Origin of the sequence: Rathayibacter iranicus NCPPB 2253 = VKM Ac-1602 (assembly GCF_003149025.1) — a bacterium.
Lineage (GTDB): Bacteria > Actinomycetota > Actinomycetes > Actinomycetales > Microbacteriaceae > Rathayibacter > Rathayibacter iranicus.
In genome coordinates, this window is sequence record NZ_QGDV01000007.1 from 51,766 (window position 1) to 68,769 (window position 17,004).

A 17,004-nucleotide genomic window follows, 5' to 3' on the forward strand; every position below is an offset into this window, starting at 1 on the left:
GAGCAGTGCTCGGCCGTCGCGGAATCAGTGCGCGACGTCGGCGACCGAGAACGCGACGCCGGGAGTGATGAGGATCGACGTCTCCCGCGACTCACCCTCGCCCTGGTTGACGGTGATCCAGCGCGGTGCGGATCCATCGAGTGCGCGGTCGATGCTCGCACGGACCTCGGCGGCGCTCGTCTCACTGAGGCTGAACGGCAGCCCGCCGTACGTGATCTCGACGCGCTTCATAGGGTTTCCTCGTCGGTGTGACGGACGGCGCCGTGCGGCTCCTCGCTGATCCGCAGACCGTGAGCGGTGTGCGAATCGGCCAGCAGCTGGCGGATCCAGTCGGGGTTGATGGCCGGAGCCCGGCCGCCGTGGTACTTGAATCGCAGAGGGATCGCAGGGTGCAGCCAGATCGAGGTACGCCCGTCGCCCACCGCCTGCGAGTCCTTCCAGGAGAAGTAGAACGACTCGTTGCGGGCAAGCTTCGACCCGATCACGATCTGCAGGTGCGCCAACAGCCGGTCGTCGAAGTCTGCCTCAAGGGTCGAGTCGTAGATCAGTCGCCCCATGAGGCCGTTCTCCCTTCGGGACGTCGCGCAACCATCGAGGGACGCGCGGGCTCGTCGAGAGTTAGCCTACCGAGTCGTCCGCCGGGGCCCTCGTGCGCCTCCTCGACCAGGTATGCGGGAGCAGTGGACGCCACCGGAACTGGGGGCATCCGCGGTCTATACCGTGACCGGCGGCCTGGCCGCTCGCTCTGACCGTGAAGAGTTCCTGCTCGCTGACAGCGAGCAGGAACTCCTCCCATTGGGGTTCTCGGTCGTGCGAGCACGACCTCCGGGCGACTTAGGCGACGGCGAGCGCCGCGACCGGAGACACCGTCGTGGCCCGGCGCGCCGGCACCACGGCCGAGACGACCGTGATCGCGATGCTCACGGCGAGCACGCCCACGAGGGTCGGCACGGGAATCGTCGGCGGCACCAGGCCGACGCCGGGGTTCGATCCGAAGAGCGAGACCGCCCCACACCAGCCATAGGCGATGCCGAGCACCACGCCGAGCAGTATCGCCGCGAGAATCATCTGAGCCGCCTCCAGCACCACCATCGAGCGCACCTGCGAGCCGGTGAACCCGAGAGCACGAAGGAGCCCCAGCTCGCGGCGGCGCTGCAGCACGCTCAGCGAAAGCGTGTTGACCATGCCGACTGCGGCGAGGAGGACCGAGAATCCGAGCAGGACGGTCATCACCGCCGTGGTCACCGAGACGATCTGCTCGAACGCGGCGAACTGTTCCGGGTTCAGCTCGCCTGCACGCTTCATGATCGAGCTGAACGTCGCCGTACCGACCGCGAACATCGTGACCAGGGCCACTCCGATCACCAGACCGATCACGGCGCGGGCGCTGCGGGCGGGATTGCGGATCGCGTTGGCGGAGGCGAGGCGCGCTACCGGACTGCCGCCAAAGGCACGTCCGACCAGCGCGGTCAGCGGCGGGAGCAGCACGGGCGCCCCGAGGACGACTCCGGTAAACGACACCATGCCGCCGAGCAGACCCGGCAGGACGCCCGTCGGATTCGTCAGACCCATCACGACCCCGCCTGCGAGTAGGAGCCCGCCGATCACGACGAGCACGATCGCGAACACGTTGCGGACGGTACGAGCGCGCAGCTCGTCGTAGCGCGGCTCGGCCGAGGAGCCAGCCGCGTCGGCGGGAGCCACCACGAGGACGCGGCGCGAGCCGGACCAGGATGCGATCACCGTCGAGGCGATCACCGCCAGCGGAGGCACGACGAGCCCGAACGACACCAACGGGTACTCAAAACGGCCCATCATGCCGTTGCGCATCGCGAACTCCGCACCGAGCGCGACCAGGGCGACCCCAGCCACCAGCCCGATCGCCGCGCCGAGCAGGCCCTGGCGGAAACCGGTGCGCACCACCTCGCCGCGCAAGGACCGGCCAGAGGCGCCGAGCAGTCGCAGCAGCGCGATTTCACGGGTGCGCCCGGCGATCACTGTCGAGACGGAGTTGGCCGTGACGATCCCGCCCACGTACACCGCAATACCGAAGAAAACGGCCCCGACCATCGAGAGCGTCAGCGAGACCGTACCGACATTTTCGAGCCCCCTCGCCGAGATCGCCGCGGACATCACGGTAACGACCTGTACCAGCATCGTGCCGAACATGGCCGAGAGCGCGGCGACGGTCACGATCGCACCGCCGCCCTGGCTAGAGCCGGTATTCACGCGGCTCACGCTGCTCCCTCCATAGCGAGCATGGCGCGCGAGATCTCCTCGGCGCTCATTCCACGGCGGTCGTCGACGACGACCCCGTCGCGGAGGAACACAATGCGGTCGGCGTAGGCGGCGGCGATCGGGTCGTGCGTCACCATCGCGATCGACTGCCCGTACTCGCGAGTGGAGGCGCGCAGCAAAGCCAGCACCTCCCGGCCGGTGCGGGAGTCGAGGTTGCCGGTCGGCTCGTCCGCGAAAATCAGCTCCGGGCGGGTGGCGAGTGCGCGGGCGATCGCGACGCGCTGCTGCTGGCCGCCCGAGAGCTCGTACGGTCGGTGGTTGAGGCGTTCGCGGAGGCCGAGGGAGTCGATCAGGCGGGCGATCCAGTCCTCCTCCTCGGCGGTGATGGCACGGCCGTCGAGCTGGAACGGAAGGCGGATATTCCCGCGGACATCGAGCGTGGGCACCAGGTTGAAGGCCTGGAACACGAAACCGACGCTGCGCCGACGCAGCACGGTGAGCTCGGCGTCGCTCATCGCGGTGATCTCAGCACTGCCGAGGAACACGCGACCGGAGGACGCGGTGTCCAGCCCCGCCAGCACATGCATGAGCGTGGACTTGCCGGATCCGCTCGGACCCATGACGGCGGTGAACTCACCGCGCTCGATCGAGAGCGTGATGTCGTCGAGGGCGACGACGGGCGGCGTGCTGCCGTAGAGCTTGCGCACGCCCTCGACGCGCGCCACGACGGAGGAGGTCTGGTTCTGCATGTCCTCGACGTTACGGAGCCGCACGTGTCGCCGTCGTCGTCCGGGGGGTGGTGTGGCCGTCATCCCTCCGAGGGACGTTCCACTCGGCATCGGGTCAGCGCGGTCGAAGACCAGCCCGGCGGAGGGTGAGAGCCGCGAGAGCCGAAGTCGCCACGGGATCACCACGGCGCCACGCGGGAACCGCGTCGGGATGCGCGGCAAGGATCTCGCGCGGCGTCGCCTGGGTGAGCGCACGCAGAGCCAGCAGCTCAGAGCCCGTCACGGTCGACCCGAGCGTCCGGAGCTCAGCCGTGCGCCGGGCGAAGCGCAGCCGAGGCCGCAGCCAGAGGACAGCAAGTAGGAGGAGCGGCAGCCCCGCCACCGAGACTCCAGCGACCACCGCCAGGGCGCCGGCGAGCTGCTGCTGGTCGCGGCCCGCGGCGGCCAGCATCGAACCGGCGCCACTTGCCTCATCGAAGGGGGCGCGTACGGCATCGCCGAGGAGCGGAATCTCGCCGAGCGTGCTGCCGGCGTCGCTCATCGTCGAGCCGAAGCCGCTGCCAGCGCTCTCGAGTCGCCGCCCGATCTCAGCGAGGCCGGCGATCAGCGAGCCGACGGCGAGCCCGGCGGCGATCGCCACCACAGCAACTCCGATCGAGAGGGCATCCGCCACGATCTGTCGCGCTCGGACGGCCGGGAGGTCGGCGTAGATCTGCATGCGCCGATTATCCCGTTCTCAACGAAGGAAGGATTGGCGGGACCGGGCTCCGAGCCCCGTGTTTCCGGCCGGCCTCGGCAGATCCTTCCTTCGTTTGGAACAGCACCTCCGCTCCGCGGCCTACCCAGACCTCCCTCCACATCCCGCAGGAAGCGGTAGCCCTCCCCAGAAGACCCGGCCGACCACCGATGCTCGAGCAGATCCGCGATCGTGGCGCCATGGACATCGAAGCCGAGCTGATGCGTCGGGGTGGGATCGCGCGGCGCGCAGCACTGGTCGCGACGGGAGCGACGGTGCGCGAACTCAACGCCGCCGTGGTCACCGGTCGGCTCGTCCGCGGTCGCCGCGGCTGGTACGCCGCCCCGAACCTCCCGTCCGAGGCCCTCACCGCTTTCCGCCTCGGTGGCCGCCTCGCCGCGACCGACGCCGCCCGCTCCCACGGCCTCTGGGTCCTGCGCTCCACGCAGCTCCACATCCACGTCGGCCCCCATGCCGCCCGCGTAGCTGCCCCCCGCGGGATCCGCTTGCACTGGGATCCCGCGCACCCGGGCGACGAACCTCTGCGCGTCTCGCCCATCCACGCTCTGCTGCAGCTCGGCCGCGTCCTCGGGGAGGAGGATCTGCTCGTCGCGCTCGAGTCCGCCCTCGAGAAGCGGATCCTTGGCCCCGACGACCTCGCCGACCTCCGCTCCGCGTGCCCGCAGCGGCTGCATGCGCTCCTCGCGTTCGCTCGCAACGACTCCCAGAGCGGAGTCGAGACCCTGGCCCGCTGGCGCCTGCACGTCGTGGGCGTCGTCGCTCGAACTCAGGTGCACGTCCCCGGAGTCGGTCGGGTCGATCTGCTGATCGGCCGGACCCTGATCGTCGAGCTCGACGGCCGCTCCACCCACGAATTCGAGAACGACCGGCACCGCGATCTGAACGCCACCGTCGACGGCTATGTCACCCTGCGTTTCTCAGCGACACAGGTGCTCACCCGCTGGCCGGACGTGGAGCGCGCGATCCTCGCCGCGATCGGCCACGGCCTGCACGTGCTGTGAAATCCTCAGAGCAGGTCGTGCAGCACGACGACCTGCTCGCGCTCGGGCCCGACACCGATCGCCGAGAACCGCGCGCCGCTCATCGCCTCGAGCGCACGGACGTAGTCCTGCGCCGTCTGCGGGAGGTCAGAGAACTCGCGGCAGCCCGAGATGTCCTCCTGCCAACCGGGGAACTCCTCGTAGATCGGTTTCGCGTGGTGGAAGTCGCTCTGTGAGACCGGTACCTCGTCGTGGCGCACGCCATCGACGTCGTAAGCGACGCAGACGGGGATCGTTGCCAGGCCGGAGAGCACGTCGAGCTTGGTGAGGACGAAGTCGGTGACCCCGTTAATCCGAGCGGAGTAGCGCGCGATGGGCGCGTCGTACCAGCCGCAGCGGCGCGGACGGCCGGTGGTGGTGCCGAATTCGAAGCCCTGCTTGCGCAAGTATTCGCCCCACTCGTCAAAGAGTTCAGTCGGGAACGGACCGGCGCCGACGCGCGTCGTATAGGCCTTGATGACGGCGATGACCCGGTCGATGCGGTTCGGCGCGACTCCGGAGCCAGTGGCCGCGCCGCCCGAGGTGGCGTTGGAGGAAGTGACGAACGGGTACGTGCCGTGGTCGACGTCGAGCATCGTGGCCTGGCCGGCCTCGAACAACACGGTCTTGCCCGCGTCGAGGGCCTGCGCCAGCACGAGCGAAGTGTCGGCGACCATCGGACGCAGGCGCTCGGTGTACTGCAGCAGGTCCTCGAGCACCTGCTCGACCAGGATCGCGCGGCGGTTGTAGACCTTCACCAGCAGGTGGTTCTTCTGGTCGAGGGCGCCCTCGACCTTTTGGCGAAGGATGTTCTCGTCGAAGAGGTCCTGGATCCGGATGCCGACGCGGTTGATCTTGTCGGCATAGGCCGGGCCGATGCCGCGACCGGTCGTGCCGATTTGGCGCTTGCCGAGGAAGCGCTCCGTGACCTTATCGAGGGTGCGGTGGTAGCTGGTGATGACGTGCGCGTTGGCGCTGACGAGCAGCTTCGACACATCGACGCCGCGGGCGCTCAGCGCCTCGAGCTCGTGGAACAGCACCTCGATGTCGACGACGACGCCGTTCGCAATCACGGGCACGACGCCCGGTGTGAGGATTCCCGAGGGAAGCAGGTGCAACGCGTACTTCTCGTCACCCACGACGACGGTGTGCCCCGCGTTGTTGCCGCCGTTGAACTTGACGACGTAGTCGACGCGGCTACCGAGGAGGTCGGTCGCGCGTCCCTTGCCCTCGTCGCCCCACTGGGCGCCGGTGATGACGATTGCTGGCATGGCGTGTCCTTCTCAACGGGAGGGGCGTGGGATGGGCGGGTCCGGCGCGGAAGTCGTGCCGCCTCCGCGCGACCAGCCGCTCAATTCTAGCGGAGGGGTGCCGCGGGCGACCCGGCGCCTGGGTCGCCGAGCAATACTCCCGATCCCCACATGCGCAGTTCACACGGGCCGCATAGATTCGAAACTGCTCACACACCACTCATCACGCGAACAGGATAACGATGCGCACACTCCGCGCTGCAAGCCTCCTCGCCTTCGTCGCGCTCGGGGCTGCCACCGCCGCTCCCGTCGCCTCAGCCGCGACCCTCGACGACGGCGTCGAGCTCACTCTGGTGTCGACGACGGACACGCACGGCCACGTCGACGACTGGGACTACTTCGCCAACGCCCCCTACCCGGCCACCGGCACGCTGGGCCTTTCCCGCGTCGCGACCGAGGTCGACCGCCTCCGGGCCGAGAAGGGCGAGGAGTCCGTGCTCGTCATGGACAACGGCGACGCAATCCAGGGCACACCGCTCACCTATTACTACGGGCTTGGCGACGGCGCCGCGGGCGTCCTCTCGGGCGAGACGACGCATCCGATGGCCACCGCCTTCAACACGATCGGCTACGACGCCCAGGTCGTCGGCAACCACGAGTACAACTACGGGCTTGACATGCTCAGCGCCTACGACGGCGACCTGAACGCCCCGCTGCTCGGCGCGAACGTGATCGACGTCGCCACGGGGAAGCCGTACCACGACCCGTACACCCTGATCGAGCGCGAGATCGACGGGAAGACGGTCACCGTCGGAGTCCTCGGCCTCGTCACTCCGGGAGTACGGGTGTGGGACAAGCAGTACGTCGACGGCGTTCTGGAGTTCCAGGACATGGTCGCCGCCGCGAAGCAGTGGGTCCCGATCGTGCAGGAGCAGGCCGACGTGGTCGTCGTCCTCGCACACACCGGTCAGGGCACAGTGCCGGACGCCGAGTACGACGCGGCCGATCTCAACGAGGACGTTGTGAACAACATCGCGACGCAGGTCCCCGGGATCGACGTGATCGTCGCCGGCCACAGCCACAAGGATGTCCCGGAGACACTCTTCACCAACGTCGCCGGCGAGCAGGTGCTCGTCACCCAGCCGAAGTTCTGGGCGCAGGGCCTCACCGAGGTCACCCTCACCCTGGTGCCGGATGCCGCGGGCGGCCTGGAGGTCGACTGGTCCGCCGACAACGCTCCGGTCGCGAAGCCCGTCTACGCGACGGACATCGCCGAGGAGTCGACCGCGCTGGTCGACGCCCTCGCCGAGCAGCACGCCACCACCATCGAGTACGTGAACACCCCCGTGGCGGAGTCGGTCGAAGAGCTCTCGGCCGCGACCTCCCGCTACGAGGACACTCCGATCATCGACTTCATCAACACGGTGCAGGCGGAGACCGTCGAGACAGCCCTCGAGGGCACGGAGTGGGGAGACCTGCCGGTGATCTCGCAGGCATCGCCGTTCTCGCGCACCGCCGTGTTCCCGAAGGGGCAGGTCAGCATCCGCGACATCGCGGGCCTGTACATCTACGAGAACACTCTGCGCGGAGTCGAGCTGACCGGCGCCGAGGTGCGCCAGTACCTCGAGTTTTCGGCCCGCTACTTCGTCCAGACCGCGGAGGGGGCCGTGTTCGACCCGGAGACCGGCACCGACGCGAAGACCGAGGACCGGCCCGACGGCATCCCGGACTACAACTACGACGCGATCTCGGGCGTGGACTACCTGATCGACGTCTCGCAGCCCGCCGGCTCGCGCATCCGCAGCCTCTCGCACCCCGACGGCACCCCGATCGCCGATGACGAGCGCTTCGTGATGGCGGTCAACAACTACCGTCAGAGCGGCGGAGGCGCCTACCCGGCCGTCGCGCAGGCTCCCCTCGTCTACGATGAACGCCTCGAGATCCGCCAGCTGCTGATCGACTGGTCGAGCGCCCGCGGCGTGATCGACCAAGCCGACTTCTTCGACCCGAACTGGACGCTGACGACGCAGCCCGCTGCCGAAATCCCGGTCGCTCCGGCCCCGACCGAGCCGGGCACGCCGACCGAGCAGCCCACCGTCGCTCCGTCGCCGCAGCCCCTCACCACGGCGGCTCCCGTCGCCGGCGGCACCGGTCCGGGCTCGCTCGCGAACACCGGCGCCGACGCGGCCGGTCTCGTGGGAGGCGCGCTGGTGCTGCTGGCCTCGGGCCTCGCGCTGGTGATCGCGCGACGCCGCCGCACGGCCTAGCACAGCGACGCGGACGACGGCCGACGGGGCTCCTCCCGTCGGCCGCCATCCGTCGTTAGGGGCGATGACGGATCAGGCCCGGCGCACCCGCGCCCGGCGCCGCCACGCCGAAAACGCCCCCGTCGACCACAGCGCCCAGACGACAAGGAGGGGCTGGAAGACGAGCCGCACCGCGCGCGCGACATCCGTTTCGAGGCCGAAGGCCGGGGTGCGGGTAACGAGCTGCGAGATGTTCCCCGGGAACACCGCGACGAAGAACGCCGCCACGACGACTCCGAGCAGCACCCGCCGCCGTGCGAGCAGCGCGAGCGCGAGTCCCAGCGCGATCTCCACCACCCCCGACGCCACGACGACGAGGTCGGAGTCAAACGGGAGCCACGGCGGAACCTGAGCCTGGAACGCCTGCCGCGCGAGGGTGAGGTGGGCGGTCCCCGCCGTGACGAGGACGAGGCCGAGAAGGAGGCGGGCGAGGGTGCGCGGGGCGGAGCGGCATCCTCCGTCGGGCGCTGTGGCGGCGGTCATCTCTCCAGTCTGCGCGCGGAGGGCGCCCGTGCCGACCGCGCCCGCGTTCCGGCGCCGCCCCGTATCCTCGATACCGCCCCGTCCGCAGACCGTGAAACGAGATCCATGAGCACCCTGCCCCGCCTGATGGCCTTCGACCTCGACGACACCCTCGCCGCCTCGAAGTCCCCCGTCGACCCGGCGATGGCCGACCTCTTCGTCAAGCTGCTCCAGGCCACCGAGGTCTGCATCATCTCGGGCGGCCAGATTGGCCAGTTCCGGATGCAGGTGCTCGACCGGCTCGAGGGCGCCGACCCCGAGGTCCTCGCGAAGCTGCACCTGATGCCCACCTGTGGCACGCAGTACTACCGCTACGAGAACGGCGACTGGGCGCAGATCTACGCCGAGAACCTCACCGACGACGAGAAGTCTCGCGCCCTCGCCGCGGTCGAGGAGAAGGCGAAGGAACTCGGCTACTGGGAGTCCGAGACCTGGGGTCCGATCCTCGAGGACCGCGACTCGCAGATCACCTTCTCGGCCCTCGGCCAGGCCGCGCCCGTCGAGGCGAAGCAGGCCTGGGACCCGGACGGCGAGAAGAAGAACATCCTGCGCGAGGCCGTGCAGGCCGTCCTGCCCGACCTCGAGGTCCGCTCCGGCGGCTCCACCTCCGTCGACATCACCCGCAAGGGCATCGATAAGGCGTACGGGATGAACAAGCTCACCGAGCTGACCGGCATCCCCCTCGACGACATGATCTTCGTCGGCGACCGCCTCGACCCCGACGGTAACGACTACCCCGTCAAGGCAATGGGCGTCGAGTGCTTCGCCGTCGAGGGCTGGCACGACACCGCCGCCTACCTCCGCTCCTACAACCTCTAGCCCCCGCCCCCGCCGCCCCCCTCTCGCGAAATGTCGCGAGATCGGTCGGAACGGACGAGATCCCCTGCCGCGGCGGGGGATCTCGTCCGTTCTCCGGTATCTGGCGGGAAAATCGCCGCGGAAGAGCTGGTCAGCGGTCCTCGTTCAGCGATCCCGAGGCAGTTCCGTCGAGGGCGAGGCGGAGACGGCGCGGCAGCTTCGCGACGATGATCGCGTGCGATTCCGCAATCAGTTCGAGCACCAGTCCGGGCTCGACGATCCCCTCGGCGTCAACCGTCACCCAGTGCCGCTTGTTCAAGTGATACCCAGGCTCGATGCCGTCGACTCCCGCCACGAGGTGCACCGCATTCTCCGGCAGCGCCTTCACGCTGACCACGCGCCGCCCGAACCGCTCCCCCTCCAGCGCGAAGACCTTCCCGCCGACCTTCCACACCCGAATCCCCTCCCCAAAAGGAAACCCCGCCTCGGCCCCCGCAAGCCCTCCGAGAAACCCCCCGACCACCTCGCTGTCCATTCCCTGATCCTCCCGCACGCACACACCCTCCGGCTCATCAAGCAGACGCGCCCCATCTCCCCCGCCGGCTCGTGCGCACAGCGCACGGCCCCCGCCGGCTCGTACGCACAACGCACGGCTCCCCCGCCGGCTCGTGCGCACAGCGCACGGCCCACCCCCCTCTCCCGCAGGGTGGACTGATCGTCGTCCGGGTGCGGTGATCGCAAGGCGGAGGAGGAAGTCGTAGCGGCGCTACGACGCCCGACGACAACGCCGCGAGCGCCGTACCCGGGGGACGATCAGTCGGCGCCGAGGATGACTATGGAGGCGGTGGGGGGCAACGCGTCTTCGTGGTACCGCTCGATCTGGCCGATGGCGGCGGGGTCGGCCTGTTCGAGGAACTGCGTGAGGCGGGTCACTTCCTCCGTTTCACCGATGGATTCTGCGGCGCGACGAAGAGCGTAGAGCGAGAGGAGGAAGCCGCGGTTAGGGCCGTGGCGCCAGGGGATGGGGCCTTGGCCGCGCCAGCCTGCGGCGCGGAGCATGTCGAGGCCCCGGTGGTAGCCGACGCGTGCGTACGCGTACGAGGGGAGGGCCGCGTCGATCCCCCAGACGCTGTCGGCGAGGAGCGCCCAGGCCAGCGGTGAACGCGGATGAGCGGCGGCGAGGGCGGCGAACTCGACGGCTCCCGGGTTCGCGTGCTGTGCGAGGGCCGCGGCGACGGCGGGCTCATCCGGGAGGAGGGTCGGTTCGGGGCCTAGCAGGTTCTCGCCAGTCATGGTCCCAGGCTATCCCGCTCCTGCCCGTTCGGGTCTGGAAGCCTGCAACCGAGGCGCGCGACACACGCTCCTCCACAGGTGGCCTGATGAGCCGTTCCCGGGGGTTGCGCCGCGACTGCCCGCGCCACGACGAAGGTCCGCCGATAGCATCGACCCATGGCGACTAACCGCAGTGACGTCGAGGCGTGGCTCACCGATATGGATGGCGTGCTGGTGCACGAGAACCAGGCGCTCCCTGGCGCGCCGGAGTTGATCCAGGAGTGGACCGACTCGGGTACACCGTTCCTTGTGCTCACTAACAATTCGATTTTCACTCCGCGTGATCTCGCCGCGCGCCTGCGTGGCTCCGGATTGCACGTGCCGGAGGAGCGGATCTGGACGAGCGCGCTTGCCACCGCCGATTTCTGCGCCTCGCAGATGCCCGGGGGCAGTGCATTCGTGATCGGCGAGGCGGGGATCACCACGGCGCTGCACGAGGTCGGCTTCATCATGACCGAGACGTCGCCCGATTATGTCGTCGTCGGAGAGACCCGCAATTACAGCTTCGAGGCGATCACCAAGGCGATCCGCCTGATCGTGGCCGGCGCGCGTTTCATCGTCACCAATCCTGATGCGACCGGCCCCAGCGCTGAGGGGGTCATGCCAGCGACGGGCGCGATCGCCGCGCTGATTACGAAGGCCACGGGCAAAGATCCGTACGTCGTCGGCAAGCCAAATCCAATGATGTTCCGCTCCGCCATGAATAAAATCGGCGCACACAGCGAGAACACGGGCATGATCGGCGACCGGATGGACACCGACATCGTCGCTGGGATCGAGGCCGGTCTGCATACGATCCTCGTGATGACTGGAATCAGTGACGAGGCCGAGATCGAGCGCTACCCGTTCCGCCCGGACGAGGTGCTGAGCGGCGTGCACGAGCTGCTGTCGGTCGAGCCGCTCGAGTCGGAGTTCCCGCCGGAGCCCACCGCCTGATCACCGGACGATTCGCGCTGACAAGCGCACGTGCTGCAACACCCACGCGTGCATCGCGACGGCCGCCGCGGCCGAGGCGTTGATCGAGCGGGTCGAGCCGAACTGCGAGATCTCGAGCACGGCGTCGGAAGCCTCGAGCGCCTCCTCCGAGAGCCCCGGCCCCTCCTGCCCAAACACAAGCACGCAGCGCTGCGGCAGCGCGAACGTCTCGAGCGGCACGCACCCCGGAACGTTGTCGATCGCGATCAGAGGCAACTCCGCCGCGGATGCCCACTGCACCAGATCAGCCACCGTTTCGTGGTGCTGCACGTGCTGGTAACGATCCGTCACCATGGCACCGCGCTTGTTCCACCGCCGCCGACCGACGATGTGCACACCCTCGGCACCGAAGGCATTGGCGCTGCGCACGATCGAGCCGATATTCATGTCGTGCTGCCAGTTTTCGATGGCGACGTGGAACGGATGCCGGGTGCGGTCGAGTTCCGCGACGATGGCCTCCATCCGCCAGTAACGGAAGCGATCGATCACGTTGCGGGAGTCGCCGCGCTCGAGCAGCTCCGGGTCCAGGCGCTCGTCGTCGGGCCAGTCGCCCTCCCACGGGCCGACACCCTGGGTCGTGAGTTCGACGGAGGAGGTGGGTCCCGCCGCGCTGGTCGCCTCGTTCTCGTGCACGATCGGCAACCTTACAAGCCGTGGACCCGGGCCGAGGACGCCACCCGGTCAGCCAGAGGAGGTCCCGGCGAGTGACCCGGTCAGCTCACCGCCGCCTGCGCGGTCGACGAAACAGTAGTAGCTGCGCTCCCCGGCGTCCCACTGCTCCTGCGTGACAGGAAACGCGCCGGACACCTGCACGTCGCCGTAGGTCCCGGCGGCTGCGACATCGACCACGCCCTGCGCCTGACACAGCGACGAGACCGAGACGGCGAGCGCCTCCTGCCCAGGGAAGGAGGGGTCGGGCAACTCGGCCGTCGCCACGAGCTGCGCGGTGTGCGCCACGGCACAGTCGACAACCGTGAACTCCTCCGCCCAGACAGAGTCAAAGGGCTGAATGCATTCGCCGCCGAGCAGAGCGCTCCACGCCCAGGTGCCCGCGGGCAACGGTCCGACGCCCGGAAGCGAGGCAGCCGGAGTGGGCGAGCGAACGTCCTCGGCACTCGCCGCACCGGGCAACACCTCCTGTTGGGCGGGCGCACCGGCGGAGCCGACGGCGATGCCGATGGCGAACAGAGCGGCGAGCAGGATCACGGCTCCCGCGGCGATCACGCCGATCAGCAGGCGGCGACGGCTCAGGGTGCGCCACGAGGGAAACCGTAAAGCGGCAGGCGCCGACCCGCGAACCTCGGCACCGGCGCGATCAGGAAGCCGCCCGTGAGGACCACGGGAAGCACGCGACGACGCTGAGTTCACGTGCGAAGCGGCAGGGGTGGTCTCGAACGGTGGAGCTTGGCGAGCGGCCGGCTCGGCTGGAGGAGCGGTCGGGTCAGCGATCGGCTCAGCGGTCGGCTCGAGGTTCCAGGGGTAGGTGCCGGCGGTCTCGCGCCACAGCTCCTCGTCTCCGCCATCGTCCTCGGGGTCGTCGCGGGAGGCGACGACCTCCTCCCACACGGGCGGTTCGTCCCACTGTCCCCGCGGATCGGGCCACTGATAGACGGCCGCGGGAGCCGGTTCGCGCGTGGTCGGCGGCGTCGCTCCGTCGGGTCGCCCGTCGCTCGGTTCCGCGAGCGGTTCCGAAGGCGGGGTGGGCGCGTCGCGGAGCGCAGCGGGCGCCGTCGGCACATCGTCGGGCGGCTGCGCCGCGGGCAGGGACGGGCGCGAGGGATCCGGAGCGGACTCGGGCTGGACGGCATCCGAGGCGCGGGCCTCCTCGGTAGGGACCGGCACCGCACCGTCATCCGTGGGCTGCCGCGAAGGAGGTACGGAGTCGCCGGGCTGCTGCTCCGAGGGGTCGAGCCCTGCTGACGCGCCGTGGCCAGCCTCGCTCGGGACGTCACCGCTCGGCGCGTCGTCGCTCGTGGGCTCGCGCGGGTCGACCGTTTCGGGATGATCGAGCGCTTCGGGTTGCGGTGTCACGCTCAGCACCGGCTCACCCGGCCAGCGGCCGACCGGAGCGGCACGATTGCGCTCACGAAACACGTCTGAGGACGAGTCGTCGCCGTTCTTGCCAGCCGCTTTCTCGTCGATGGACTCTGCACCGGTGCTCTCCGCGGTCTCGCCGTCCTGGTCGCGCTCCTGAGAATCCTCGGGCCGGGGCGTATCGGGAGAGAGCGCATCAGGCTGAGGAGCCTCGATTCGACGAGCATCCGGCTGCCCTGGCTCGTCGGACAGGGAACGCTCACCCTCCGGCGCTTCGGCAGCGTCCGGCTGCCCGGCCGGAGTGGTGGAACGGGGTGCGTCGAAGATGCTCTTGAGCCGTCCGCCGCTCAGCTGCTGCAGCAGCCACTCGCTGCCTCCGATCGGACGCTCCGGCTCTGGACGCTCCCCCTCGTGGGAGCGCTCGCGCTCGTCGTCCATCAGACGAGGCCGAGATCGGCCAAACCGATCGCAGAGAAGTAGGGGTATCCGGCGTCCTCGATGATCTCGCGCGCGCCGGTCGCTCGGTCGACCACGACCGCAACTCCAGCGACCTCGGCGCCCACCCGAAGCAGCGCCTCAATGGCTTTAAGCGGGGAACCTCCGGTGGTGGAGGTGTCCTCGACGACGACGACGCGCTTGCCCTCGAGGTCCGGGCCTTCGACCTGCCGGCCACGACCGTGATCTTTCGGCTCCTTGCGGACGACGAAAGCGTCGTAGGCGACCCCGCGCACGGCTCCCTGGTGCAGGATTGCTGCGGCGATCGGGTCGGCTCCCATCGTCAGCCCACCGACCGCGGAGACGCCCTCGATCGGCGCGATGAGGTCGAGCATGACCTCTCCGATCAGCGGAGCGACGCGGTGGTCGAGGCTCACTCGGCGCAGGTCGACGTAATAGGAGGCCTTCTTACCGCTCGTGAGGGTGAAGTCTCCATGGAAGACGGCGTCGGAGCCGATGTACTCGATGAGCTGCTGGCGTGCGTCGGTCACTCGCCTACTCTACGGGGCGGTCCTTCCCTCCACCGGGCAGCGAGGCCGCCGCGACGCTCTCGCCAGCGTCGTCGCCACCTCCTCGGAACTGGGTCATGTAGAGGTCGTAGTAGGCACCGCGCCGAGCCAGTAGCGCGTCGTGTGCGCCGTGCTCGACGATCCGGCCCGATTCCATCACCAGGATGGTGTCGGCGTCGCGGATGGTCGAGAGGCGGTGCGCGATGACGAACGACGTGCGATCGGTCCGCAGCGCGTTCATCGCGTGCTGGACCAGCAGCTCGGTCCGGGTGTCGACCGAGGAGGTGGCCTCGTCAAGGATGAGCAGGGAGGGGTTGGCGAGGAACGCCCGGGCAATCGTGATGAGCTGACGCTCGCCGGCCGACACGCTCCCGCCGTCGGCATCGAGCATCGTGTCGTAGCCGTCGGGCAACTGGTGCACGAATCGGTCGACCATGGTGGCCCTCGCCGCCGCGATGATCTCGTCATCGGAGGCGTCGAGTCGCCCGTAGCGGATGTTTTCGCGGATGGTGCCCTGGAAGAGCCACGCGTCTTGCAGGACCATCCCGACCCGGGAGCGTAGGTCGCCGCGGGCGAGGCTCGTGATGTCGACGCCGTCGAGGAGGATGCGCCCGCCGGTCAGCTCGTAGAAGCGCATCACGAGGTTCACGAGGGTGGTCTTGCCTGCGCCCGTAGGCCCGACGATGGCGACCGTCTGCCCCGGCTGGGCCGAGAAGGTCAAGCCTTCGATCAGTGGCTGCTCCGGATCGTAGGAGAACGAGACGTTGTCGAACTCGACGCGGCCGTCGGTGCGGTCAGGGAGGGATTCGCGCGCATTCTCCGGCTCCTGCTCGTCGGCATCGAGCAGCTCGAAGGTGCGCTCGGCCGAGGCGACGCCCGACTGCAGCATGTTCGCCATGCTGGCGAGCTGGGTCACGGGCTGGGTGAACTCGCGCGAGTACTGGATAAATGCCGTCGCGTCGCCCAGGGTCAGCTGACCGGAGGCGACCCGCAGGCCGCCAACCACGGCGATCAGCACGTAGGAGAGGTAGGACACGAAGGTCATCGCCGGCATGATCATGCCCGACACGAACTGCGCGCCAAACGAGGCGGAGTAGAGGCTGTCGTTGCGGCGGTCGAACTCCTCGAGCATCTCGCGGTCGCGGCCGAACGCTCGCACGATCTCGAGTCCCGAGAAGGTCTCTTCGATGTGGCCGTTCAGCGCTCCCGTGTTCTTCCACTGAGCGGCGAAGAGCTTCTGCGAGCGAGCGCCGATGACTCCGGCGATGACGGCGGAGAGCGGGATCGAGATCAGCGCGATCAGCGCGAGCTGCCACGAAACGATGAACATCATCGCCGCGATGCCGATGATCGTGAGCACCGACTGCACGAGCTGCGAGAACGCCTGCTGGAGTGCCGTCTGGATGTTGTCGACGTCGTTCGTGACCCGCGACATCACGTCTCCGCGCTGGCGGGTGTCGAAGAAGCGCAGCGGGAGGCGGTTGAGCTTGGTCTCGATGTCCTGGCGGAGGCCGAAGACCACGCGCATTACTAGCCCGTTGAGGATGTACCCCTGGGCCCACATCAACACCGACGCGACCACGTACATCAGAAGCACGACGATGATGAGCCGACCGAGCACCATGAAGTCGATGCCGGCGCCGGGCACGATGGTGGTCTTCGAGAGCATGTCGGCGAAGGTGCCGTTGCCGGAGGCGCGCTGCTGTTCGATGATCTGCTCGAGCGGGACTCCCGGGGTGAGGCGCGAGCCGATCACTCCGTTGAAGATCGTGTCCATCGCCTGCCCGAGGATCTTGGGAGCGATGACGGTCAGGATGACCGAGAGCGAGACCAGGACGACCACGAGGATCATCCGCGCGCGCTCAGGACCCAGGAGCGCGAAGAGGCGCTTGGCCGAGGGCCAAAAGTTCTGCGCCTTTCGAGCGGGCGGTCCGTCGCCGAACATCCCTCCGTCGGCCTCCCCGGGTTCGAACTCGGGCTCAACGGAATCGTGCTCTGCGGCCGCAGAGGTGGCGGCGGCGGTATCGCGTGTGCGCGCCAT

At 68.9% G+C, this 17,004-nt stretch carries 17 protein-coding genes; 4 read left to right on the forward strand and 13 right to left on the reverse strand.

Features of this window, described 5'->3' with window-relative positions; genetic code table 11:
- Positions 1 to 24: 24 nt before the first annotated feature.
- From B0H03_RS09070 to B0H03_RS09090, 5 genes are all read right to left on the reverse strand, one after another.
- The gene (locus B0H03_RS09070) at positions 25 to 231 is read right to left on the reverse strand and encodes a hypothetical protein (protein WP_104265931.1); all 207 of its coding nucleotides are present in this window, start codon (positions 229 to 231) and stop codon (positions 25 to 27) included.
- A complete protein-coding gene (locus tag B0H03_RS09075; protein ID WP_104265930.1) occupies positions 228 to 557 on the reverse strand; it encodes a DUF7882 family protein in 330 nt (109 codons plus the stop codon). Before B0H03_RS09075 ends, B0H03_RS09070 begins: the two co-directional genes overlap by 4 nt.
- Before the next feature lie 277 nt (positions 558 to 834).
- Complete coding sequence (locus B0H03_RS09080; RefSeq protein WP_104265929.1) at positions 835 to 2,238, reverse strand: ABC transporter permease; 1,404 nt, start codon at positions 2,236 to 2,238, stop codon at positions 835 to 837.
- Entirely contained in the window at positions 2,235 to 2,987 is a 753-nt protein-coding gene (locus B0H03_RS09085; RefSeq protein WP_104265974.1) for an ABC transporter ATP-binding protein, read from the reverse strand. The genes B0H03_RS09080 and B0H03_RS09085 overlap by 4 nt, the downstream gene beginning before the upstream one ends.
- A gap of 94 nt (positions 2,988 to 3,081) precedes the next feature.
- Positions 3,082 to 3,684 (reverse strand): hypothetical protein, encoded by a 603-nt coding sequence (locus tag B0H03_RS09090; RefSeq protein WP_104265928.1) that lies wholly within the window; start codon positions 3,682 to 3,684, stop codon positions 3,082 to 3,084.
- 218 nt (positions 3,685 to 3,902) lie between these two features.
- Here B0H03_RS09090 and B0H03_RS09095 point away from each other — a divergent pair, with 218 nt between their 5' ends.
- On the forward strand, positions 3,903 to 4,724 hold the full coding sequence (locus tag B0H03_RS09095; RefSeq protein ID WP_160487305.1) for a DUF559 domain-containing protein: 822 nt from the start codon (positions 3,903 to 3,905) through the stop codon (positions 4,722 to 4,724).
- 5 nt (positions 4,725 to 4,729) lie between these two features.
- Here B0H03_RS09095 and B0H03_RS09100 read toward each other — a convergent pair whose 3' ends face one another.
- Positions 4,730 to 6,013, reverse strand: a complete 1,284-nt coding sequence (locus B0H03_RS09100; RefSeq protein WP_104265926.1) for an adenylosuccinate synthase — start codon at positions 6,011 to 6,013, stop codon at positions 4,730 to 4,732.
- Between the two features lie 221 nt (positions 6,014 to 6,234).
- On the opposite strand from B0H03_RS09100, the gene B0H03_RS09105 reads away from it, so the two are divergent.
- A complete protein-coding gene (locus B0H03_RS09105; RefSeq protein WP_104265925.1) occupies positions 6,235 to 8,259 on the forward strand; it encodes a 5'-nucleotidase C-terminal domain-containing protein in 2,025 nt (674 codons plus the stop codon).
- A gap of 72 nt (positions 8,260 to 8,331) precedes the next feature.
- Here the strand turns inward: B0H03_RS09105 and B0H03_RS09110 are convergent, their stop codons facing one another.
- Positions 8,332 to 8,781 (reverse strand): DoxX family protein, encoded by a 450-nt coding sequence (locus tag B0H03_RS09110; RefSeq protein ID WP_104265924.1) that lies wholly within the window; start codon positions 8,779 to 8,781, stop codon positions 8,332 to 8,334.
- A gap of 105 nt (positions 8,782 to 8,886) precedes the next feature.
- Here B0H03_RS09110 and B0H03_RS09115 point away from each other — a divergent pair, with 105 nt between their 5' ends.
- Entirely contained in the window at positions 8,887 to 9,639 is a 753-nt protein-coding gene (locus B0H03_RS09115; protein WP_104265923.1) for an HAD-IIB family hydrolase, read from the forward strand.
- 130 nt (positions 9,640 to 9,769) lie between these two features.
- Here B0H03_RS09115 and B0H03_RS09120 read toward each other — a convergent pair whose 3' ends face one another.
- Together B0H03_RS09120 and B0H03_RS09125 are read right to left on the reverse strand one after the other, a co-directional pair.
- A complete protein-coding gene (locus tag B0H03_RS09120) occupies positions 9,770 to 10,153 on the reverse strand; it encodes an MmcQ/YjbR family DNA-binding protein (protein ID WP_104354389.1) in 384 nt (127 codons plus the stop codon).
- Between the two features lie 278 nt (positions 10,154 to 10,431).
- Entirely contained in the window at positions 10,432 to 10,911 is a 480-nt protein-coding gene (locus B0H03_RS09125) for a DUF3151 domain-containing protein (RefSeq protein WP_104265920.1), read from the reverse strand.
- A gap of 156 nt (positions 10,912 to 11,067) precedes the next feature.
- Here B0H03_RS09125 and B0H03_RS09130 point away from each other — a divergent pair, with 156 nt between their 5' ends.
- Positions 11,068 to 11,886 (forward strand): HAD-IIA family hydrolase, encoded by an 819-nt coding sequence (locus tag B0H03_RS09130; RefSeq protein ID WP_104265919.1) that lies wholly within the window; start codon positions 11,068 to 11,070, stop codon positions 11,884 to 11,886.
- On the opposite strand, the gene B0H03_RS09135 is transcribed toward B0H03_RS09130, so the two are convergent.
- Genes B0H03_RS09135 through B0H03_RS09150 form a run of 4 tightly spaced genes read right to left on the reverse strand, consistent with a single transcriptional unit; the run spans position 11,887 to position 17,004 of the window.
- Positions 11,887 to 12,558, reverse strand: coding sequence for a TrmH family RNA methyltransferase (locus B0H03_RS09135; protein ID WP_104265918.1), 672 nt, complete (start codon positions 12,556 to 12,558; stop codon positions 11,887 to 11,889). It lies immediately after the preceding gene.
- 48 nt (positions 12,559 to 12,606) lie between these two features.
- Positions 12,607 to 14,397, reverse strand: coding sequence for a hypothetical protein (locus B0H03_RS09140; RefSeq protein ID WP_104265917.1), 1,791 nt, complete (start codon positions 14,395 to 14,397; stop codon positions 12,607 to 12,609).
- Positions 14,397 to 14,945, reverse strand: a complete 549-nt coding sequence (gene pyrE / locus B0H03_RS09145) for an orotate phosphoribosyltransferase (RefSeq protein ID WP_104265916.1) — start codon at positions 14,943 to 14,945, stop codon at positions 14,397 to 14,399. Before pyrE ends, B0H03_RS09140 begins: the two co-directional genes overlap by 1 nt.
- A gap of 4 nt (positions 14,946 to 14,949) precedes the next feature.
- A complete protein-coding gene (locus B0H03_RS09150; protein WP_104265915.1) occupies positions 14,950 to 17,004 on the reverse strand; it encodes an ABC transporter ATP-binding protein in 2,055 nt (684 codons plus the stop codon).